Source organism: Bradyrhizobium sp. USDA 3397 (genome assembly GCF_054060965.1).
Map to the genome: position 1 here is coordinate 317,727 of NZ_JBSSDS010000001.1, position 17,779 is coordinate 335,505.

The 17,779-nt window shown below is 63.5% G+C and carries 18 protein-coding genes, 1 tRNA gene and 2 pseudogenes; 9 read left to right on the top strand and 12 right to left on the bottom strand.

Going from position 1 to position 17,779, the window contains the following annotated elements; translation table 11 throughout:
* Positions 1 to 105 precede the first annotated feature (105 nt).
* Positions 106 to 429 (top strand): hypothetical protein, encoded by a 324-nt coding sequence (locus ACVWYQ_RS01395; RefSeq protein WP_404541741.1) that lies wholly within the window; start codon positions 106 to 108, stop codon positions 427 to 429.
* Positions 430 to 997: 568 nt separating this feature from the next.
* Here the strand turns inward: ACVWYQ_RS01395 and ACVWYQ_RS01400 are convergent.
* Together ACVWYQ_RS01400 and ACVWYQ_RS01405 are read right to left on the bottom strand one after the other, a co-directional pair.
* The gene (locus tag ACVWYQ_RS01400) at positions 998 to 1,276 is read right to left on the bottom strand and encodes a hypothetical protein (RefSeq protein ID WP_404541738.1); all 279 of its coding nucleotides are present in this window, start codon (positions 1,274 to 1,276) and stop codon (positions 998 to 1,000) included.
* A gap of 38 nt (positions 1,277 to 1,314) precedes the next feature.
* Positions 1,315 to 1,533, bottom strand: a complete 219-nt coding sequence (locus ACVWYQ_RS01405; RefSeq protein WP_404541736.1) for a recombinase family protein — start codon at positions 1,531 to 1,533, stop codon at positions 1,315 to 1,317.
* 397 nt (positions 1,534 to 1,930) lie between these two features.
* On the opposite strand from ACVWYQ_RS01405, the gene ACVWYQ_RS01410 reads away from it, so the two are divergent.
* Positions 1,931 to 2,004 (top strand) — tRNA-Gln (locus ACVWYQ_RS01410).
* Between the two features lie 171 nt (positions 2,005 to 2,175).
* Positions 2,176 to 2,538 carry a DUF1428 domain-containing protein gene (locus tag ACVWYQ_RS01415; protein WP_271547167.1) on the top strand — a complete coding sequence of 121 codons (363 nt, stop codon included), beginning with the start codon at positions 2,176 to 2,178 and terminating at the stop codon, positions 2,536 to 2,538.
* 9 nt (positions 2,539 to 2,547) lie between these two features.
* Here ACVWYQ_RS01415 and ACVWYQ_RS01420 read toward each other — a convergent pair whose 3' ends face one another.
* Genes ACVWYQ_RS01420 through ACVWYQ_RS01430 form a run of 3 tightly spaced genes read right to left on the bottom strand, consistent with a single transcriptional unit; the run spans position 2,548 to position 7,487 of the window.
* Entirely contained in the window at positions 2,548 to 3,114 is a 567-nt protein-coding gene (locus ACVWYQ_RS01420) for an invasion associated locus B family protein (RefSeq protein WP_157282261.1), read from the bottom strand.
* A 60-nt stretch (positions 3,115 to 3,174) separates the two neighbouring features.
* A complete protein-coding gene (locus ACVWYQ_RS01425) occupies positions 3,175 to 6,318 on the bottom strand; it encodes a multidrug efflux RND transporter permease subunit (RefSeq protein WP_157282260.1) in 3,144 nt (1,047 codons plus the stop codon).
* Positions 6,315 to 7,487: an efflux RND transporter periplasmic adaptor subunit gene (locus ACVWYQ_RS01430; protein WP_271547166.1), complete on the bottom strand. Its 1,173-nt coding sequence runs from the start codon at positions 7,485 to 7,487 to the stop codon at positions 6,315 to 6,317. The genes ACVWYQ_RS01425 and ACVWYQ_RS01430 overlap by 4 nt, the downstream gene beginning before the upstream one ends.
* A 374-nt stretch (positions 7,488 to 7,861) precedes the next feature.
* Between ACVWYQ_RS01430 and ACVWYQ_RS01435 the strand changes: the two are divergent.
* The 5 genes and pseudogenes from ACVWYQ_RS01435 (at position 7,862) to ACVWYQ_RS01455 (ending at position 10,738) form a co-directional block, all read left to right on the top strand.
* A pseudogene (locus tag ACVWYQ_RS01435) lies at positions 7,862 to 8,159 on the top strand (hypothetical protein).
* Between the two features lie 126 nt (positions 8,160 to 8,285).
* Positions 8,286 to 8,480: pseudogene (locus ACVWYQ_RS01440) on the top strand (PKHD-type hydroxylase); the annotation flags it as partial.
* Between the two features lie 29 nt (positions 8,481 to 8,509).
* The gene (gene exbB / locus ACVWYQ_RS01445; RefSeq protein WP_157282259.1) at positions 8,510 to 9,442 is read left to right on the top strand and encodes a tonB-system energizer ExbB; all 933 of its coding nucleotides are present in this window, start codon (positions 8,510 to 8,512) and stop codon (positions 9,440 to 9,442) included.
* A 3-nt stretch (positions 9,443 to 9,445) separates the two neighbouring features.
* Positions 9,446 to 9,901, top strand: coding sequence for a TonB system transport protein ExbD (exbD, locus tag ACVWYQ_RS01450; protein WP_036001202.1), 456 nt, complete (start codon positions 9,446 to 9,448; stop codon positions 9,899 to 9,901).
* Positions 9,902 to 9,913: 12 nt separating this feature from the next.
* Positions 9,914 to 10,738, top strand: coding sequence for an energy transducer TonB (locus ACVWYQ_RS01455; RefSeq protein ID WP_275509500.1), 825 nt, complete (start codon positions 9,914 to 9,916; stop codon positions 10,736 to 10,738).
* Here ACVWYQ_RS01455 and ACVWYQ_RS01460 read toward each other — a convergent pair.
* From ACVWYQ_RS01460 to ACVWYQ_RS01470, 3 genes are all read right to left on the bottom strand, one after another.
* Positions 10,726 to 11,148 (bottom strand): hypothetical protein, encoded by a 423-nt coding sequence (locus tag ACVWYQ_RS01460; protein WP_157282410.1) that lies wholly within the window; start codon positions 11,146 to 11,148, stop codon positions 10,726 to 10,728. The two genes, ACVWYQ_RS01455 and ACVWYQ_RS01460, sit on opposite strands and share 13 nt — an antisense overlap.
* Before the next feature lie 63 nt (positions 11,149 to 11,211).
* Positions 11,212 to 11,892: a site-2 protease family protein gene (locus ACVWYQ_RS01465; protein ID WP_275500102.1), complete on the bottom strand. Its 681-nt coding sequence runs from the start codon at positions 11,890 to 11,892 to the stop codon at positions 11,212 to 11,214.
* 77 nt (positions 11,893 to 11,969) lie between these two features.
* Complete coding sequence (locus tag ACVWYQ_RS01470; protein WP_275500100.1) at positions 11,970 to 12,830, bottom strand: LysR family transcriptional regulator; 861 nt, start codon at positions 12,828 to 12,830, stop codon at positions 11,970 to 11,972.
* Positions 12,831 to 12,917: 87 nt separating this feature from the next.
* Here ACVWYQ_RS01470 and ACVWYQ_RS01475 point away from each other — a divergent pair, with 87 nt between their 5' ends.
* Complete coding sequence (locus ACVWYQ_RS01475; RefSeq protein ID WP_404541732.1) at positions 12,918 to 13,814, top strand: DMT family transporter; 897 nt, start codon at positions 12,918 to 12,920, stop codon at positions 13,812 to 13,814.
* Between the two features lie 8 nt (positions 13,815 to 13,822).
* Here ACVWYQ_RS01475 and ACVWYQ_RS01480 read toward each other — a convergent pair whose 3' ends face one another.
* From ACVWYQ_RS01480 to ACVWYQ_RS01495, 4 genes are all read right to left on the bottom strand, one after another.
* Complete coding sequence (locus ACVWYQ_RS01480; protein WP_271547161.1) at positions 13,823 to 14,215, bottom strand: GFA family protein; 393 nt, start codon at positions 14,213 to 14,215, stop codon at positions 13,823 to 13,825.
* A 7-nt stretch (positions 14,216 to 14,222) separates the two neighbouring features.
* Positions 14,223 to 14,969 (bottom strand): SDR family NAD(P)-dependent oxidoreductase, encoded by a 747-nt coding sequence (locus ACVWYQ_RS01485; protein ID WP_404541730.1) that lies wholly within the window; start codon positions 14,967 to 14,969, stop codon positions 14,223 to 14,225.
* 18 nt (positions 14,970 to 14,987) lie between these two features.
* Complete coding sequence (locus ACVWYQ_RS01490) at positions 14,988 to 15,719, bottom strand: SDR family oxidoreductase (RefSeq protein ID WP_271547159.1); 732 nt, start codon at positions 15,717 to 15,719, stop codon at positions 14,988 to 14,990.
* A gap of 158 nt (positions 15,720 to 15,877) precedes the next feature.
* Positions 15,878 to 17,707 carry an IlvD/Edd family dehydratase gene (locus ACVWYQ_RS01495; RefSeq protein ID WP_036001184.1) on the bottom strand — a complete coding sequence of 610 codons (1,830 nt, stop codon included), beginning with the start codon at positions 17,705 to 17,707 and terminating at the stop codon, positions 15,878 to 15,880.
* Positions 17,708 to 17,779: the final 72 nt, after the last annotated feature.

Sequence of the window (17,779 nt, forward strand, 5' to 3'; positions counted from 1 at the left end):
AAGCATATTGCCTCGCAATTCCTCGTTGCAACCTGTTTTGGAGTGGCCTTCCATCCGTGGTTGCGCCTGTGCTATTGAGGTAACAAGGCAGAGCGAGGCATGGGGATGCAAGTGACGGACGTTGAGGGCGCTGTGGGGAGAGTGACATCCAGCCAGTTTTCACCACTGGGAATTTTCTTGATAAAGGTTTGCGCGGTCACTGTTGCAGCGATCGTTTTCGTCTATTTCTCCTTGGCAATTCTCGTTTCGACGGCTGAGGACAAATTCGCCGCGATGGGCGGTTCGGCTTTTTGGGTGTCCGTGGAATCTAAACTGGAGAAGCTCGCGTCTCAGCCAGATTTGCCGCCGGAGAAAAAGCAGAAGATCGTCGATACTCTTCGTAGGCTCTCTCAGAAATATCGACCCTACATAGATGCGTTGAAGGACTAGCGATCGAATCGCTCGTATCGCGCAAAAGGGCAAGCTTCCCGTATTCGGCCTAGCACCATGGGGAACGATTGATCAGCGATTGTCTTGACCTTGCGTCCCACATCACCTCTCAAGCTGACCAATCGTTGAACCAGGGACCGCCTCCAATTCTGTGACGATTCACGCTCGTGGATGACGGCGATTACCGCCCGAGGGGACGCCAGTCTTGGCCTTCTTAGCAGCCTGATACCGCTTCTTGGTGGCTACGAGCGATTGAGCGACCTATTGCTCAGGCTTTTCCGGTCAGCTTGGGCGTCCTCTGTAGCCTTGTTAACGGTTGCGGTGATAACTTGCGCCCGCTATCCGAGTATGTGTCTATGGACAAGGTCGAGGACGACGGTTGGCGTCTTTTTCTTAGGTATTTTGGGCTTTTGTCATTGGTCGCCGCGCTCTTGAAAGTTGGCAGTCTATACATCGATACGCGCGAAAACCTGAAAGAGTCAGAATGCCGAGTTGCCTATTGGGAGGACCGCGCCCGTGGCCAGCCCGAACCGACATATCCCTCTGGATGCCCCAGCTATCTGTATTTCTACGTCAGCGGGCGATAGATTAGATGATCCGCAACAGCTTTTCGCGACGATGGTAGGCTGAAGAAGGCCGAAGGCGGCACTGATGCCGCCCTGCGCAGTACCGGTAAAAGTTGATCCGGATGGGGCGCTGTGATGGTGCCGGTGGAGGTGCCGATCGAAACCAACCGCCGCAGTTGTCGAATTCGTTGGTCCTTGGCAGCGCTATGAGTGATCGCGCCCTTGGAGATCGCATCGACATCCTGAAATCGCTCCCACCGGGTGATGTCGTACCCCAGCACGCAGTCGAAATCGGCTCGGCCGAGCTGAACATCGCGGATCAGATCCTGCAGCCCGTCCAGTCCCCGAATGCGAAGCCGCTCCGGCCGGCGTCAGCATAGGTGCGCACGATGGTGATGTGCCGCCGGGCTGCGTGTGCGGCGATCGCCGCCATCTGGTTCTCGATCGAATATCTCTGGGCGTCTGACGACATGCGGACATGTTGCGCGGCTTTCAGTCCCCGCAACGTGTCGTCGTCGGGAGGTACGGTTATCCGCATGAACCGGGCCCTGCTTGACTGCCGCAGCGGAGATTGGGCCAGAGGTGCAAGGGAGGTTTCCCGCACTGGCTGGACCTGAGGCGCGATGGGTATTTCGAAGGGACTGCGGGGCAATCCTGAGCGCGCGCATGGGAGCGAACGGCATGAACGATCCCGGACGAGCCGCACGAAAAGGGAAGCCACTCAAGCCAGAAAAAGGCGTCTGGCGCGGCTAACGATCTGTAGCCGAAAACAGGCCGTCAGCCGGAGCCGGCATTCGGTCTGTTTTGGTAGCTTTCGGACTAGACCCAGAACGCCGAGGCGGCTATATGACCGGCCTGCAAGCTGCTGATTTGCAAACCTTTCAGCCGGCCTTGCAAAACCTCCGAAGAAAGCTGAGCAATTTCAAGCGCTTCGGTGGGGAATGGTGTAACGGTAGCACAACAGACTCTGACTCTGTTTGTCTTGGTTCGAATCCAGGTTCCCCAGCCAATTCCGGGCGGTTTTCCCCACGGTGCGGTTCCAAACCGTTCGGGCGTAGACGCCAGGTTCATCGCCACATCACCACACGCGGCGGTTTGCCTCACCTGACATTCGCGTTTCCAAGTCGGATCGCGGCCCGCTCTATCGTCCTTGGGCTGCACAACCCAAGGAGATCCGCAAATGCCCTATGTCGATGGTTTCGTTCTCGCCGTGCCGAAGGACAACATCGAGGCCTACAAGGCGATGGCGACGACCGCCTGCGCCATCTGGATGGAACACGGCGCGCTCGATTATGTCGAATGCATCGGCGATGACGTTCCCTATGGAGAGCTCACCTCGTTTCCGCGCGCGGTGATCGCGAAGGAGGACGAGATCGTGGTGTTCGCCTGGATCGTCTATCGGGACCGCGAGAGCCGCGATGCCATCAACAAGAAGGTGATGGCGGATCCGCGGCTGAAAATGGAAGGCATGCCGTTCGACGGCAAGCGCATGATCTATGGAGGCTTCACCACGCTGCTTCGGGCGAGCGACATCGTGACGTGAGGGGGCCCGCTACTTGATCTTGTCGTAGGCGGAAGCGAAATCGCCGAGCGGCATCGGGATCGCGATCGTCTCCTTGGCCATGTTCTGGAACGAGACCTTCAGCTGCTTGCCCGACCGCAAGGCGGTGAGCAGGTCCGGCGCAACCGGGGTCGAGGCGTAGCAGCCGCGGTTCTCGCAGGTCTGGATCTGGAGATCGAACGCCTTGCCTTCGTCGACCTGGAGCTTGGCCCCGACGGGAAGGTTGAGGCCGAGCGGCAATTGCAGAAGCGCGATCGGCGTGCGGGTGTCGGGCGCGATGCGGATGTTGATCAGGACGACGGTCTGGCCGGTCTTGGTCAGCACCGCGTTCTGCTCCATGGCGCATTCGAGCGCCGCGTCGCGGCTTGCGCTGGTGCAGCGGACGATCCAGCCGGGCTGTCCGGAAGCCCCGTCAGCCTGCGCCTGCGTCGGGGCAGGCGCGGGCTGCGCGGCCGGGGCGGGCGCGGCGTTCTTCTTGGCGCCCTGCTGGGCGTGTGCTGCGCCCGCTGACAACAGGACAGCAGCGACAAGGGCGACAAGTCTGGATTGCACAGGCATGGGAAACCGCATTTGCGAACCGGGGTCTCGCTGTAGCGTCGCGGCAGGCGCGGCGCAAGCTTACTCGGCGGCTTCCTTGACGCTGCGGTGCTCGGGCGTCTCCTCGCCTTCGTCGTCCGAACGGCCCCAGGTCGAGAACCAGTTGTTGAGCTGGTCGAGATAGAGATAGACGACCGGCGTGGTGAACAGCGTCAGCGCCTGGCTGACGATCAGGCCGCCGACCATGGCGTAGCCGAGCGGCTGGCGGATTTCGGCGCCGGTGCCGTGGCCGAGCATGAGGGGCACGCCGCCGAGCAGGGCCGCCATCGTCGTCATCATGATCGGACGGAAGCGCAGCAGTGCGGCCTGGCGGATCGATTCCTCCGGCGTCTTGTGCTCGTCGCGCTCGGCGGCAATCGCGAAGTCCACCATCATGATGCCGTTCTTCTTCACGATGCCGATCAGGAGGATGATGCCGATCAGCGCGATCAGGCTGAAGTCGAATCCGGCCGCCATCAGGATCGCGAGCGCGCCGACGCCGGCCGAGGGTAGCGTCGACAGAATCGTGATCGGATGGATGTAGCTCTCGTAGAGAATGCCGAGGATCAGATAGACCACGACCAGCGCGGCGAGGATCAGGAGCGGCACGGTGCCGAGCGATTGCTGGAATGCCTGCGCGGTGCCCTGGAAGCTCGAATTCAGCGTGGGCGGCGTCCCGAGCTCCGCCATCGCCTTCTGCACGGCCTCGGTGGCCTGGCCGAGCGCGACGCCTTGCGCGAGATTGAAGCTGATCGTGATCGACGGGAACTGGCCCTGATGGCTGATCGAGAGCGGGCGGACCGGATCGGTGGTCCAGCTCGCGAAGGTCGACAGCGGCACCTGGTCGCCGGTCAGCGGCGATTTCACGTAGAGCTTGTTCAGCGTCTCGAGATCGCCCTGCATCTCCGGCAGGACTTCCAGGATCACCTTGTAGGTGTTGAGCTGCGTGAAATATTGCGTGACCTGCCGCTGTCCGAAGGAATCATACAGCGTGTCGTCGATCAGCTGGGGCTGGATGCCGTAGCGGGCGGCGGTGTCGCGGTTGATCTTGAGCTGGACCGTCGTGCCCTGCGTCTGCTGGTCGGTCGCGACGTCGCGCAGCTCCGGCAGTGTCTGCATCTTGGCGAGGATCTTCGGCGCCCATTCGTTCAGCTCGTCCAGATTGGCGTCTTGCAGCGTGAATTCGAACTGAGTGCGCGTGGGTCGGCCGCCGAGCCGCACGTCCTGGGCCGCCTGCATGTAGAGGCGGGCGCCTTGGACCTTGTCGAACTGCGGACGCAGACGCGCGATGATCTGCTGGGCCGATGCGTCACGCTCATTGCGCGGCTTCAGCGTGATGAACAGGTTGCCGTTGTTGCCGGCACGGCCGCTGCCGCCGATCGACATGGCAACGCTGGCAACGTCGGGATCGGCCAGGATGATCTTGCCGAGTTGCTCCTGGCGTCTCACCATCTCCTTGAACGAGATGTCCTGCGAGGCTTCAGACGTGGCCGTGATCAGGCCGACGTCCTGCTGCGGGAAGAAGCCCTTGGGGATCAGCACGAACAGGTAGATCGACAGGCCGAGCGTGACGAAGAAGATCGCGAGCGTGGTGCGCCGCCAGGCGAGGGCGTGATCGAGCACATATTCGTAGCCGCGCAGCATCGCGTCGAAGGCGCGCTCGCTCCATTGATAGAAGCGGCCGTGCTGCACCTCGCCATGGGCGCGCAGGAAGCGTGAGGCCATCATCGGCGTCAGCGTCAGCGATACGAACATCGAAACGAAGATCGTCATCGCCAGCACCACGGCGAATTCGCGGAACAGGCGCCCGATAATGCCGCCCATCAGGAGCAGCGGGATCAGCACCGCGACCAGCGAGATGCTGATGGAGACGATCGTGAAGCCGATTTCCTTGGAGCCCTTGAAGGCGGCCTCCATCGGCGAGTCGCCTTCCTCGATGTAGCGCGTGATGTTCTCGAGCATCACGATGGCGTCGTCGACCACGAAACCGACCGCGATGGTGAGCGCCATCAGCGACAGATTGTCGAGCGAATAACCCACCGGCCACATCAGGGCGCACGCGCCCAGCAGCGCCAGCGGAACCGTGACGGTAGGAATGACCGTCGCCCAGAAGCTGCGCAGGAAGATGAAGATGACCATGACCACGAGCACAATGGTCAAGAGCAGCGTGAACTGGACGTCCTCGACCGCGGCACGGATGGTCGCGGTGCGGTCGCTGATGAGCTCGATCTTGATCGCGGGCGGGATCGCCGCCACGAGACGAGGGAGTGTCGCCTTGATCCTGTCGACGGTTTCGATGACGTTGGCGCCGGGCTGCTTGAAGATCACCAGGAACACGCCGCGCTTGCCGTTGGCCCACGCCGCCTGCTTGGCGTCTTCGGCAGCGGTGACCGCTTGGCCGATATCGCGGATTCGCAACGGAGCGCCGTTGCGATAGGCGATGATGACGTCGTTCCAGTCCTTCGCGTGGGTGAGCTGGTCGTTGGCGTAGATCGTATAGGCCCGCTTCTCGCCGTCGATATTGCCCTTGGGGCTGTCGACCGTGGTGATCGCGATCTGGCTGCGGATGTCCTCCATCGACAAGCCCTTGGCGACCAGCTTTGCGGGATCGACCTGAATGCGGATCGAGGGTTTCTGCTGGCCGCCGATGAAGACCTGGGCGACGCCCGAGAGCTGGCTGATCTGCTGGGCGAGCTGGGTGTCGACGGCATCGCTGACGCTGGTCAGCGGCAGCGTCTCCGATGTCGCCGACAGTAGCAGGATCGGCGCGTCGGCGGGGTTGACCTTGCGGTAGGTCGGGGGCGACGGCAGGTTCCTCGGCAACTGGCCGCTGGCCGCGTTGATGGCACCCTGTACGTCGTTGGCGGCGCCGTCGATGTTGCGGTTGAGGTCGAATTGGATGGTGATCGACGCCGTGCCCAGATAGCTCGTCGAGGTCATCTGCGCGATGCCAGGAATCTGGGCGAATTGCCGCTCGAGCGGCTGCGCCACCGACGAAGCCATGGTCTCGGGGCTGCCGCCGGGCAAATTGGCGGTGACCTGAATGGTCGGAAAGTCCACCTGCGGCAGGGGCGCGACCGGGAGCAGGGGATAGGCGACCAGGCCGACGAAGAGAATGCCGGCCATCAGCAGCGAGGTGCCGATGGGATATCGGATGAAAGGCGCCGAAATCCCGCCCCCGATCATTGCTGTCGAACCTTGTTCTGGGTCGGATCCGAGCTTGCTACCGCCGTCGACACCAGGCTTCCGGGCTGCACCTTGAACTGTCCACCGACGATCACCTGCTGACCGGGGCTCAATCCTTCCTCGATGACCGAATGACCGTCGATGCCATAGCTGACCTTGATCTTGTGCAGTTCGGCCTTGTTGTCCTGGTTGACCGTATAGGCATAGAGCCCGTTGGTGGAGCGCTGGACCGCGTCATCCGGAACGACCGTCGCATCATTCAGCGTTCGCACCAGGAGCCGCGTCGAGACCGATTGGCCCGGCCACAGCGTTCTTTCCTTGTTGTCGAACACCGCCTTGAGCCGGATCGTGCCGCTGCTCGCGTCGACCTGGTTGTTGATCACAGCGAGCTTGCCCTCGGCCAGCGTCCTCTTGCCGTCGGTGGTGAAGGCGATCACCTTGAGCGCGCCGGCCTTCTGGCCCTCGCTGATATAGGGGAGCTGGTCTTCCGGCGCGGTGAAGATCACGGCGATCGGCTCGACCTGCGAGATCGTGACGATGGCGGTCTGCGACGAAGCGTTGACGATGTTGCCGATGTCGACCTGACGCAGGCCTGCCACGCCGGTGATCGGCGCCTTGATCTGGGTGTAATCGAGCTGGGTCTGGGCGTTGGAGATCGCGGCATCGTCGGCGGCGATCTGGGCGGTGAGCTGAGCGACGGTGGAGCGCTGTGTGTCGACGCGCTGGGCGGTGGCGAATTCGCCGAGCTTCGTGGCGCGCTGGAGTTCGAGATTGGCATTGGCGAGACTGGCCTCGTCCTGCGCCTTCTTGGCCTTGGCTTGGTCAAGCGCGGCCTGATAGGGACGGGGATCGATCGAAACCAGGAGATCGCCCTGCTTGACGATCTGGCCTTCCCTGAATTCGAGCTTGTCGATCTGGCCATCCACACGGCTTCGGACCTGGACCGTGTTAAAGCCCTGAACCGTGCCGAGACCAGTGAGATAGACCGGAAAGTCGGTCTTCTGAACCGGCGCAACGCTGACCGGGACGGCGGAGGGGCGAGGCGGGCCTTTTTGTGCGGTCTGGGTTTTTCCAGCCTCGGACGTGCCGAATTTCTGCCAACCATAATAGCCCGCAGAAGCCACGGCCGCGATGATCAGAAGCCAAAGGATCGGCCGGGACTTGTTCATGTCGTCTCGTGTCGGCTCGTATGCCCTCGGCTACGACTATCGGGGCAATCGTACGGTTCCAGCATGATGTATAATACACGCCAACTTCCAGAGTAAACAGCACTATCGGGTGAGAATCCTAAACAATTGGAAAGCTTTGCACCGTGTAGGCAGCTCGCTGGCGCGGCGACGTGCAATGCCGCGTTTTCCCGCCGCGACCGGCCGGCGTGCAAGTCTTCCGCAGTGCGCGGAGCAGTGTGCTCGGGACGACCGGCCCCGCGCCGCGCCGCCTTTCGGATCTGCCGCAAGAACGGTGCTAAGTCGCGTCGTGGGCCGTTTCGGTTACCATGGATTTCGGCATCGCCCATTTCGGCGCCGCATCGACGGAGCAAAGCCTGGACGAGCTGAACGGCAAGCTGATCGCGTGCCAGATTCTGAAAGGGATTGATCGCGCGTGTCGCCAACGAGCAGCGCGATCCCTTGTGCTTTCTCACCGACTTTCGCGACGAGATCAAAGCCGTCGTCAACGGCGCCAACATCGCCGGCATGGACAGCACCGATCGCGTGCGCGCCGTTGCGCAGAAGACCGTCGACGAGTTGCTGTGGCTGATGAAACCCAGAGCGGCGATCGAGTGGCCAGCAATCGATTTGCGTCTAGGACGCACCCTTCGCTCAGAGAGCGGGGCAGTTTAGAATCGTTTTGATCTTGATCTATTCAAGGGTTCTCGCGAACGGCACGCATTGACCTGCAATTGTGTGGCCGATACCAACAGCCGACATTCGTTCGACGCGTGTGAACGACAGGAATTGGAGGGCCTTGTGCTCTATCCTCCAGCACCTCTCATCGCTCCCGTGACCAGGGCGACGCGGGTTGCGTCTTTCTTCTGGCTTCAGAGCATGATACGGGACAATCAAGCCCGGAGCATGATCTTTGACCTCGACACCGCGATTCAGGCGCTGGTGGAACGGCTCGGGCTTGACGATCCCGAAACGGTCAAATTGACGGGTATCTAGCACAATCTCATTCGCTACTGGGCCGAAGTATGAAGACCATGTCCTTCCAAGCAAGCCTTGCCGCAGCCTTGATGCTGGCGTCTGCCTGGCTCGCATCCCCCGTTTCCGCCCAGACGCAGAGCCCGCCGGCACCGGCCCCATCGACGGCTCAGCCGTCCGCTGCCGGAACCGTCCCCCCGGCAGCTGCGCCTGCGGCCTCGACGGCTCCCGCCGTCGTGGGCGCCGCCCCGGTGGCCGCCAATCCCGCGAGTGCGAAGCCCGAGGCGGCGGCCATGAAGGAATTGTCGCCCTGGGTGATGTTCATGTCGGCGGACGTCATCGTGAAGGCGGTGATGATCGGGCTCGCCTTCGCTTCGCTGATGACCTGGACCGTCTTCATCGCCAAGTCGATCGAGCTGTCGGTCGCCTCCGGCAAGCTGCGTTCGGCGTTGAAGAAGATTGCGGAGGCGCGCTCGCTTGCCGAAGCGCAGATGGCGCTCGGCACCAAGGAGGGCATCCTGCCGTCGTTCCTTGCGGCGGCGTTGCGCGAAGCGCGGATGTCGGCCGGCCTGTCCAGCGATGCCGGCATCAAGGAGCGCGCGGCCTCGAGCTTCTCAGAGATCGTGCGTGCGGAGCAGCGGCGCATCCGGATCGGCATGGGCGTGCTCGCGACCATCGGCTCGACCTCGCCCTTCGTCGGCCTGTTCGGCACGGTCTGGGGCATCATGAACAGCTTCATCGGCATCTCGAAGTCGCAGACCACGAACCTCGCAGTGGTCGCGCCCGGCATCGCCGAGGCGCTGCTCGCCACCGCAATCGGCCTCGTCGCCGCCATTCCCGCCGTCATCATCTACAACCACTTCTCGCGCGTGACGAAAGGCTATCTCGAACTCGTCAGCCGCGCCTCGGGCGCGGCGGGGCGGCTGCTGTCGCGCGATCTCGACCGCAGCCACGGCAGCGTGCATTCGCGCGCGGCGGAGTAGACCATGGCCGTTTCCCTCGCAGACAATGATGACGACGACGATTTCTCGGAAACGCATGACATCAACGTCACGCCGTTCATCGACGTCATCCTGGTGCTGCTGATCATCTTCATGGTCGCCGCGCCGCTGTCCACGGTCGACCTGCCGATCGATCTGCCGACGTCGAGTGCGACGCCGCAGAAGAAGCCGGACAAGCCGACCTATCTCAGCATCAAGCCCGATCTGACGCTCGCGATCGGGGAGAACGCCGTTCACCGGGCCGAGTTGATCGGAACCCTCGACGGCCTTTCCGAGATGAGCAAGGACAAGTACGTTTTCCTGCGCGCCGATCGCTCGGTGCCCTATGGCGAGTTAATGGGCGTGATGGAGCTCTTGCGCTCGGGCGGCTATACGCGGGTGAAGCTGGTCGCGCTGGAAGGCGCACCGGGGGCGCCTGTGGCAGGCGCCGCCCAGCCTTAAGAAGACGGAACGATGGCGGACGAACCGAGACCATCCCGGAAGCTCTGGATCCTGGCGGCGGCCGCCGCGCTCGCCCTGCATCTCGGCGGTGCTGCGCTCGCGCTGGCGCATTTGCACGGCGACGACGACGGCGATGGTCTCGGCGCGGCCGGAGCCGAGTTCGCGGTCGAGATGGCTTCGCCGGAGGCTCAGGAATCCGATTTGCCGACCGGACCAAACGACTCCGCGGCACAAGAGGAGCGCCCGGAGCTTCCGGAGCAGAAGGCCGAACTGAAGGAGACAGAACTTCCTCAAGATCGACCGCAAGAGGCCGAGGATCCCGATCGCATTGTCAGCGAAAAGGTTGCGAAGAAGGAGCAGGACGACGATCCAAAGGCGGCTGCCGTTGAAACGCCCGCCATGGAGGCTGCCCCAAAGCAGGTTGATATGGCCCGGCAAACGTTCGAGGACGCAACGCGCGAGGCCGAAAAGGCCCTGGCGCCGGTGGTTGGGCTCGGCAAGGACATCCTGAAGATCACGGTGGACTGGAACAAGAAAATCAGTGCGCGTATCAAGCAGCACCAGATCAATCCGGAAGGCAGAGAGAACGCCAATCAGAAGGTCACGGTGAGTTTCGCGCTCAACCGAAAGGGAAATGTGGTCTCGGTCGACGTGATCGCCTCGTCCGGCGACGCCGCCTACGATGCAGCTGCGATCTCGATGGTTCGCAAGGCGGATCCTTTCGAGCCGCCTCCGGTTCAACTGACCGAGGAGCGTTTCGAGCGCACCCTCGAGATCAACTTCGCGCCTGAGAAATCGAAGAAGACCGCCAACAAGAAGTCGGCTCAGCGCCAGTAGAGCCGGATCCCGACATAGACCACCACCAAGCAGGCGAAGATCAGCGCGACCGGGAGGGGGCGTTTCTGGGCTCCGCTGGCCGCGCCTGTCGCGAAGAAGCCAGCGTTCTTCGGCTTCGGCGCCGGACGCCGGAAAGCGGTAACATTATCCGCTGCCGGCTCGGCCTGGCGGGGACGGACATCGGGCGGTGTTCCAGCGCCACCCATCTCGACGTAATAGGCCTTGTAGATCGCACCGATGGTGGCCTCGGTGGCTTCGCCCTCGCTCATCTGCGCCAACAGGTTCCTGTAGCTGCTCAGGAACTCTTGGGCCTCCGGAGGCAGCGCGGACGCCCCGTTGAGCTTAGCCATCATCTTCCAGGTGGCGAAATCGGCGCGGGCGCGGGTGTCGGCGCGTCGCGCGATCAGCATATCGGCAGCTTTGACCAAGTCGGCCTCTGGCCTTTCGGCTCGTGTTCGGGTGTTCCGGTTCAACTACGCATTGCCGGTTAGGAAGAGAACAGCCTGAATCACATAACCGGTCAACGTCCGCAGTATTGCTGAAATAACATCAAGATTTAGACCTAACTGCGAGCCCGCCAGCGGCAGCAGGATCAAGAGCCCGATCAGGATCAACATACCGAACGGCTCGAGCCGGGCCAGCGGAAAGGCGAGGGCCCGCGGCAGCAGCCCAACCGCGACGCGGCCGCCGTCCAGCGGCGGGATCGGCATCATGTTGAAGACGGCCAGGATGGCGTTGATGATGAGGGCATTCTTGAGGTTGTCGGCAACCCATTTCGCCGCGCTCGCGGGCACCAGCGGCAGGGCATGGAAGGCGAGGGCGGTGGCGAGCGCCAGCAGGATGTTGGTCGCGGGTCCGGCCAGCGCTACCCAGACCATGTCGAGCCTGGGATTGTTCAGCTTGCGGAAGTTTACCGGCACCGGCTTGGCGTAGCCGAACAGGAACGGCGAATGCGCGAACAGCAGCATCGCCGGCAGGATGACGGTGCCGAACGGGTCGATATGCCTGATAGGATTGAAGCTGACGCGGCCGAGCTGCGCGGCCGTGTTGTCCCCGAGCCGGTCCGCGACGAAGGCATGCGCGGCCTCATGGAAGGTGATGGCGAGCACGAGGGGAAGCACCCACACCGACAGGTCATAGAAGGAAATGTTCACCAGCTCATCCGTTTCGTTTCGGCCCGCGCGATTTGCAAAGCTGGCCGTATAGGGCCACACACCTCTGCGATCCATCGTTATATGGCGTTCGATTCCGAAATTGCCCGTTGCAGATGATTTGCCAGCAATGCGGCCGGCCGCGACAGATTGCTCGCGCGGTGGAGGCGGATGTCCGCGGCCGGCAGCGGCGGCAGGCCGTCGCGTTCCGAGAGGACTCGGAGGCGCGGCGGCAGGGTGCCGGCCTTCACGACCGTGATGGCCAGGCCCTGTGCCGCAATCGCTTCGACCGCCGCAAGGGTCCGGCTGACGAAGGCGAGCCGCCAGGGGCGGGCGGCGGCATCAAGCGCCTCAGTGGCCCATTGCCGGAACAGGCAGCCCGGCGGATAGAGCGCGACGGACAGCGTGTCATGCGGCGCCCCAGCCGAGTATGACGCGGCTGCGGCCCAAACCGCCTGCTCGCGCCGCAGCAGCTCGCCCTCGCCGTGTCCTTCCGGATGCATGGCGATGACGAGATCATAGGCCTCGCCGAGCCGGGCCGGCATCGTGGCGGTCAGCCCGGTCTCGATCTCGACCCGGATCTCCGGATGGATCTTGGCGAATTGCGCCAGCAACGATGGAACGACGATGGTGCCGTAATCGTCCATCACCCCGAGGCGGATTATGGCCTCGCGCTTGCGGAGCGCATCGACCGCTTCTGCATTGAGTTCGAGAAGCCGCTTGGCATAGGCAAGCAGCTCCCGGCCGGCCGCGCTCAGTGCCACGCCCGACCTCGTGCGGTGAAACAGCCTGAGATCCAGCCGTTCTTCGAGACGCCTGATCTGGACGCTCACCGCCGATTGGGTGCGGTTCAACATCGCGGCCGCGCGCGTGAACGACCGATGCTCGGCAACGGCGAGGAAGGCCTTCAGAAGGTCGAGGTCGAGATCAGGCGAGGTCATGACGAAAGCTTATCCTGCTATGACGCAAATTCCATTCCCCGTTTTGGCGCGCCTCCTATGCTGCCCGCAAAGTCGATGGGAGGATTCGTGGGCGAGATCCTTGGCGTTCTTGCTGCCGTTTTGTCGAGCGGGCTCGGCGGGACCTCCGTCGGCGCGACGCGCTATCTCGTCGACAGCCTCGATCCGCTCGCGATCGGCTCGTTCCGGTTCGGCATCGGTTTTGTCCTGCTTCTGCCTCTGGCGCTGCTGCGCGGCGATCGCTGGCCGGAGCGGGGGGATTGGGCCGCCGCCGTCGGACTTGGCATTCTCTTCTTCGCGCTGTTCCCGATCCTGTTCAACGCCTCGCTGATCTTCACGACGGCGGCGCGCGGCGCGCTCGCGCTATCGACGCTGCCGCTGCTGTCGCTCGTGATCGGGGCCGCGCTCGGCGCCGAAGCCTTGACCTCGCGCAAATCCATCGGCGTCGTGACTGCGACGTTTGGCGTTGCGGTCGCGCTGCTCTCCGACCTCGCCTCGGCGCCGTCAGGCGCCTGGCGTGGCGATCTGCTGATGATGGCGGCTGCGCTGTGCATGGCGCTCTACGGCATCTGGTCGAAGCCGCTGATCCATCGCTCCAGCCCGATCGCCTTTACGACCATGAGCATGGCGGCGGGTGCATCCTGCCTCATCCTGCTTTCGTATGTCCGCGACAGCTTTGCTCCCGTCGCCGGCTTCGGCATGCCGCAATGGCTGGGAGCCTTCTATCTGGGTGCCTTCGGCGCGGCGCTGACCTTCTATCTCTGGGCCTTCGCGCTGGAGCGGACGACGCCGACGCGCGTCGCAATCTCGGTGACGGTCAACCCGATCACGGCATCGCTGGTCGGCGCCTGGCTGCTGAACGAGCCGCTGCGCTGGAATCTGGCGGCCGGCATCGTTGCGGTGTTTGCCGGGATCTGGATCGCAACGACGGAACGGCGCATCGAAGCGGCTGGCGCCTCAGGCTGATCGCGACCTCACGCTGGGATGGTCGTCTGATATTGCACCAGACCGTCGTTGAGCTTCACCCAGGCGAGCTTCTCGCTCACCCAGATGTGCTCGGTCGGGGCGAAGGCATTGCGATCGTCGAACGTGGCGAGCGCCACGCCTGCCAGCGTGCCGTTGCGCCGCCAGGCGAACAGGCGCGTGCCGCACTGCTTGCAGAACACGCGGTCGATGTTCTCGGACGATGCGTAGCGGGCGGTCTCGCCCTCGACGCTGAGCGCGCGCTGGTCGAACTGCGCGCGTGCGAAGTAGGGCGATCCCATCGCCTTCTGGCAGATGCGGCAATGGCAGATGCGGACGTTGAGCGGCTCGCCCTCCGCCTTGAACCGCACCGCGCCGCACAGGCAACCACCTTCGCGGATCATGATGTCCTCAATAGGTCGCGCGTCCGCCCGAGATGTCGAACACCGCACCGGTCGAGAAGGCGCAATCCTCGGATGCAAGCCAGGCCACCATCGCGGCGAGCTCTTCCACCAGCACGAAGCGTGCCTTCGGGATTTTCGAGAGCATGAAGTCGATATGCTGCTGCGTCATCTGGTCGAAGATCGCGGTCTTGGCGGCGGCCGGCGTCACCGCGTTGACGAGGATGTCATGGGCGGCGAGCTCCTTGCCGAGCGACTTCGTCAGCGCGATCAGGCCGGCCTTGGAGGCCGAATAGTGCGCGGCGTTCGGGTTGCCTTCCTTGCCGGCGATCGAGGCGATGTTCACGATGCGCCCGTATTTCTGCTTGAGCATTTCGGGCACGATCGCCTTTGAGACGATGAAGGGGCCGTCGAGGTTGATGCGCAGCACCTTGCGCCATTCCTCGAGCTCGGTCTCCCAGACCGGCTTGTTGACGCCGGCGATGCCGGCATTGTTGACGAGGATATCGATCTTGCCGAAGGCGGCCAGCGTCGCATCGCGGGCCTGCTCCACGGCCGCCGTGTCGGTGACGTCGACCTTGAAGACTTTCGTTTCGCCGCCGATCTCCTTTGCCGTCTTCTCGGCCAGCGCGGCGTCAAAGTCCCAGATCGCGACCTTGGCGCCGGAGGCGACGAAGCGCTCGGTGATGGCGCGGCCAAAGCCCTGCGCGCCGCCGGTGACGATCGCGACGCGGCCATTGAGATCGATCTTGTTCATGCCGGAGGCCTTCTTGCGTCAGAGCATGTAGCCGCCGTCGACGACGAGATCGACGCCGGTGGTGAAGGCGCTCTCGTCGCTGCCCAGATAGACCGCCATCGCCGCGATCTCCTCGGCGGTGCCGAGCCGGCCCATCTTCTGGCGGGAGATGAACATCTCCTTGCCCTGCGGGCCTTGCGCGGCGGCGCGGTCAAGCATCGAGGGCGTCTCGACCGTGCCGGGGCAGATCGAGTTGCAGCGGATGCCCTTGGTGATGAAGTCGAGTGCGACGGCTCGCGACAGCAGCGACACCGCCGCCTTCGACGAGCTGTAGACGTAGCGGTTCGCCGGCGGCCTCAAGGCCGCGCAGGACGAGATGTTGACGATGCTGCCGCCGCCGCCGGCGATCATGTCGGGCAGGAACGCCTTGATGGTCCGGTGCATCGACTTGACGTTGAGGTCGAACGAGAAATCGAAATCCTCTTCCGAGCACTCCAGGATGGTGCCGTGGTGCACGAAGCCGGCGGCGTTGAGCAGGATGTCGATCCTGCCGACGCGCTTGGCGAAGGCGTTGACCTCGGCCGTGTTGCGGACGTCGAGCTTTGCGACCTCGGCGATGCCTTCCTTCGTCAGGCTCGCGATGCCGGCTTCGTTGATGTCGGTGGCGATGACGGTTGCGCCTTCACGCGCGAATGCGATCGCGCAAGCGCGCCCAATGCCTGCCGCCGCAGCCGTGACGACGGCGCGCTTTCCCTTGAGGCGGTCTGCCATGTTGTTTCTCCTTGCGAATTTTTCTTCGTCATTCCGGGGCGCGCCTCTTGGCGCGAACTACGGTGCGCAATTGCGCACCTGAGAATTCATCGGGCCACAGCGTCGGTGGATGAATGGATTCCGGGCTCGCGACTGCGTCGCGCCCCGGAATGACCGTGTCAGTGATTGTCCCGCGCCACACCGAACGTGCCGGCGACGTTCTGGTACCTTGTGGCGAGCTCCATGCAGGCGCCGGTCGATTGCTGGCCGACGGTGTTGCGATAGATCTCCTGCCACGGCGTCTGGTTCGGCGGATGCTTGAAGCCGCCGCTGGCCTTGAGCTCGGCGTGGCGCTTCTTCAGCTCCTCGTCCGAGATCAGGATGTTGGCGCTGCCCTTGTTGAGGTCGATGCGGACCTTGTCGCCGGTCTTGAGGACGGCAAGCCCGCCATTGGCAGCCGCTTCAGGCGAAGCGTTGAGGATGGAGGGCGAGCCAGAAGTGCCGGACTGGCGGCCGTCGCCGATGCAGGGCAGGGACAGGATGCCGCGTTTGATCAGCGCCGCCGGCGGCTGCATGTTCACGACCTCGGCGCCACCTGGGTAGCCGATCGGGCCGGTGCCGCGGATGAACAGCACGCAGCGCTCGTCGATGTCGAGCGAGGGGTCGTCGATCCGTTCGTGATAATCCTCCGGCCCTTCGAACACGATGGCGCGGCCCTCGAAGGCATTGAGGTCCTTCGGATTGCTGAGATAGCGGTCGCGGAATTCCTTCGAGATCACGCTTGTCTTCATGATCGCGGAATCGAACAGATTGCCCTTCAGCACCAGGAAGCCGGCGTCCTTCACCAGCGGCTTGTCGTAAGCCCAGATCACGTCGTTGTCAGGTGCGGGCGCGTTCTTGCAGTTCTCGCCGATGCCGCGGCCGTTGACCGTGACGGCGTCCTCATGGATGCGCTTGTGCTTCATCAATTCGCGCACCACGGCGGGTACGCCGCCGGCGCGGTGAAATTCCTCGCCGAGATAGAAGCCGGCCGGCTGCATGTTGACCAGGAGCGGCACGTCGTGGCCGAACTTCTGCCAGTCCTCGATCGACAGCTCGACGCCGATATGGCGGGCGAGCGCGTTGATGTGGATCGGCGCGTTGGTCGAGCCGCCGATCGCCGAATTGATCACGATGCAGTTCTCGAACGCCTTGCGGGTCAGGATGTCGGAAGGCTTCAGATCCTCCCAGACCATCTCGACGATACGTTTTCCGGTCTCGTAGGCGATCTGGCCGCGCTCACGATAGGGCGCCGGGATCGCCGCGCAGCCCGGCAGCGAGAAGCCGAGCGCTTCGGCGAGGCCGTTCATGGTCGAGGCGGTGCCCATGGTGTTGCAATGGCCGACCGAGGGCGCCGAGGAGGCCACGATCTCCATGAACTCTTCATAGTCGATCTCGCCGGCCGCGAGCCGCTCGCGCGATTTCCAGACGATGGTGCCGGAGCCGGTGCGCTCGCCATTGTGCCAGCCGTTCAGCATCGGGCCGCCCGACAGCACGATCGCGGGCAGGTTCACCGTCGCCGCCGCCATCATGCAGGCCGGCGTGGTCTTGTCGCAGCCGGTGGTCAGCACTACGCCGTCGAGCGGATAGCCGTAGAGAATCTCGACGAGGCCGAGATAAGCGAGGTTACGATCGAGCGCCGCGGTCGGGCGCTTGCCGGTCTCCTGGATGGGATGGGTCGGGAATTCCATCGCGATGCCGCCGGCCTCGCGAATGCCTTCGCGGACGCGATGCGCGAGCTCGAGATGATGGCGGTTGCAGGGGGACAGATCGTTGCCGGTCTGGGCGATGCCGATGATCGGCTTGCCGGATTGCAGCTCGGCGCGGGTGAGGCCGTAATTCAGGTAACGCTCCATATAGAGCGCGGTCATGCCCGGATTGTGCGGGTTGTTGAACCATTCCTGCGAGCGAAGATGGCGGCGGGTACCGTTGCTGCCGGCGGCATGCCCATTGGTTGGTTTCTTTGTCATTGGTTTCTCCTGCAATGCAAACGCACTGACGCATGGTGTCGGCATATGCGGTGCCCAAACGGCGCGCGCGAT

Bases quoted from the DNA above. Each gene is read 5' to 3' on its own strand.
- ACVWYQ_RS01455 (WP_275509500.1), top strand. From the start codon at position 9,914: ATGGCGGACGAACCGAGACCATCCCGGAAGCTCTGGATCCTGGCGGCG.
- ACVWYQ_RS01425 (WP_157282260.1), bottom strand. From the start codon at position 6,318: ATGATCGGGGGCGGGATTTCGGCGCCTTTCATCCGATATCCCATCGGC.
- ACVWYQ_RS01470 (WP_275500100.1), bottom strand. From the start codon at position 12,830: ATGACCTCGCCTGATCTCGACCTCGACCTTCTGAAGGCCTTCCTCGCC.
- exbD (WP_036001202.1), top strand. From the start codon at position 9,446: ATGGCCGTTTCCCTCGCAGACAATGATGACGACGACGATTTCTCGGAA.
- ACVWYQ_RS01395 (WP_404541741.1), top strand. From the start codon at position 106: ATGCAAGTGACGGACGTTGAGGGCGCTGTGGGGAGAGTGACATCCAGC.
- ACVWYQ_RS01405 (WP_404541736.1), bottom strand. From the start codon at position 1,533: ATGCGGATAACCGTACCTCCCGACGACGACACGTTGCGGGGACTGAAA.
- ACVWYQ_RS01490 (WP_271547159.1), bottom strand. From the start codon at position 15,719: ATGGCAGACCGCCTCAAGGGAAAGCGCGCCGTCGTCACGGCTGCGGCG.
- ACVWYQ_RS01420 (WP_157282261.1), bottom strand. From the start codon at position 3,114: ATGCCTGTGCAATCCAGACTTGTCGCCCTTGTCGCTGCTGTCCTGTTG.
- ACVWYQ_RS01460 (WP_157282410.1), bottom strand. From the start codon at position 11,148: ATGCTGATCGCGCGACGCGCCGACACCCGCGCCCGCGCCGATTTCGCC.
- exbB (WP_157282259.1), top strand. From the start codon at position 8,510: ATGAAGACCATGTCCTTCCAAGCAAGCCTTGCCGCAGCCTTGATGCTG.
- ACVWYQ_RS01495 (WP_036001184.1), bottom strand. From the start codon at position 17,707: ATGACAAAGAAACCAACCAATGGGCATGCCGCCGGCAGCAACGGTACC.
- ACVWYQ_RS01480 (WP_271547161.1), bottom strand. From the start codon at position 14,215: ATGATCCGCGAAGGTGGTTGCCTGTGCGGCGCGGTGCGGTTCAAGGCG.
- ACVWYQ_RS01415 (WP_271547167.1), top strand. From the start codon at position 2,176: ATGCCCTATGTCGATGGTTTCGTTCTCGCCGTGCCGAAGGACAACATC.
- ACVWYQ_RS01485 (WP_404541730.1), bottom strand. From the start codon at position 14,969: ATGAACAAGATCGATCTCAATGGCCGCGTCGCGATCGTCACCGGCGGC.
- ACVWYQ_RS01430 (WP_271547166.1), bottom strand. From the start codon at position 7,487: ATGAACAAGTCCCGGCCGATCCTTTGGCTTCTGATCATCGCGGCCGTG.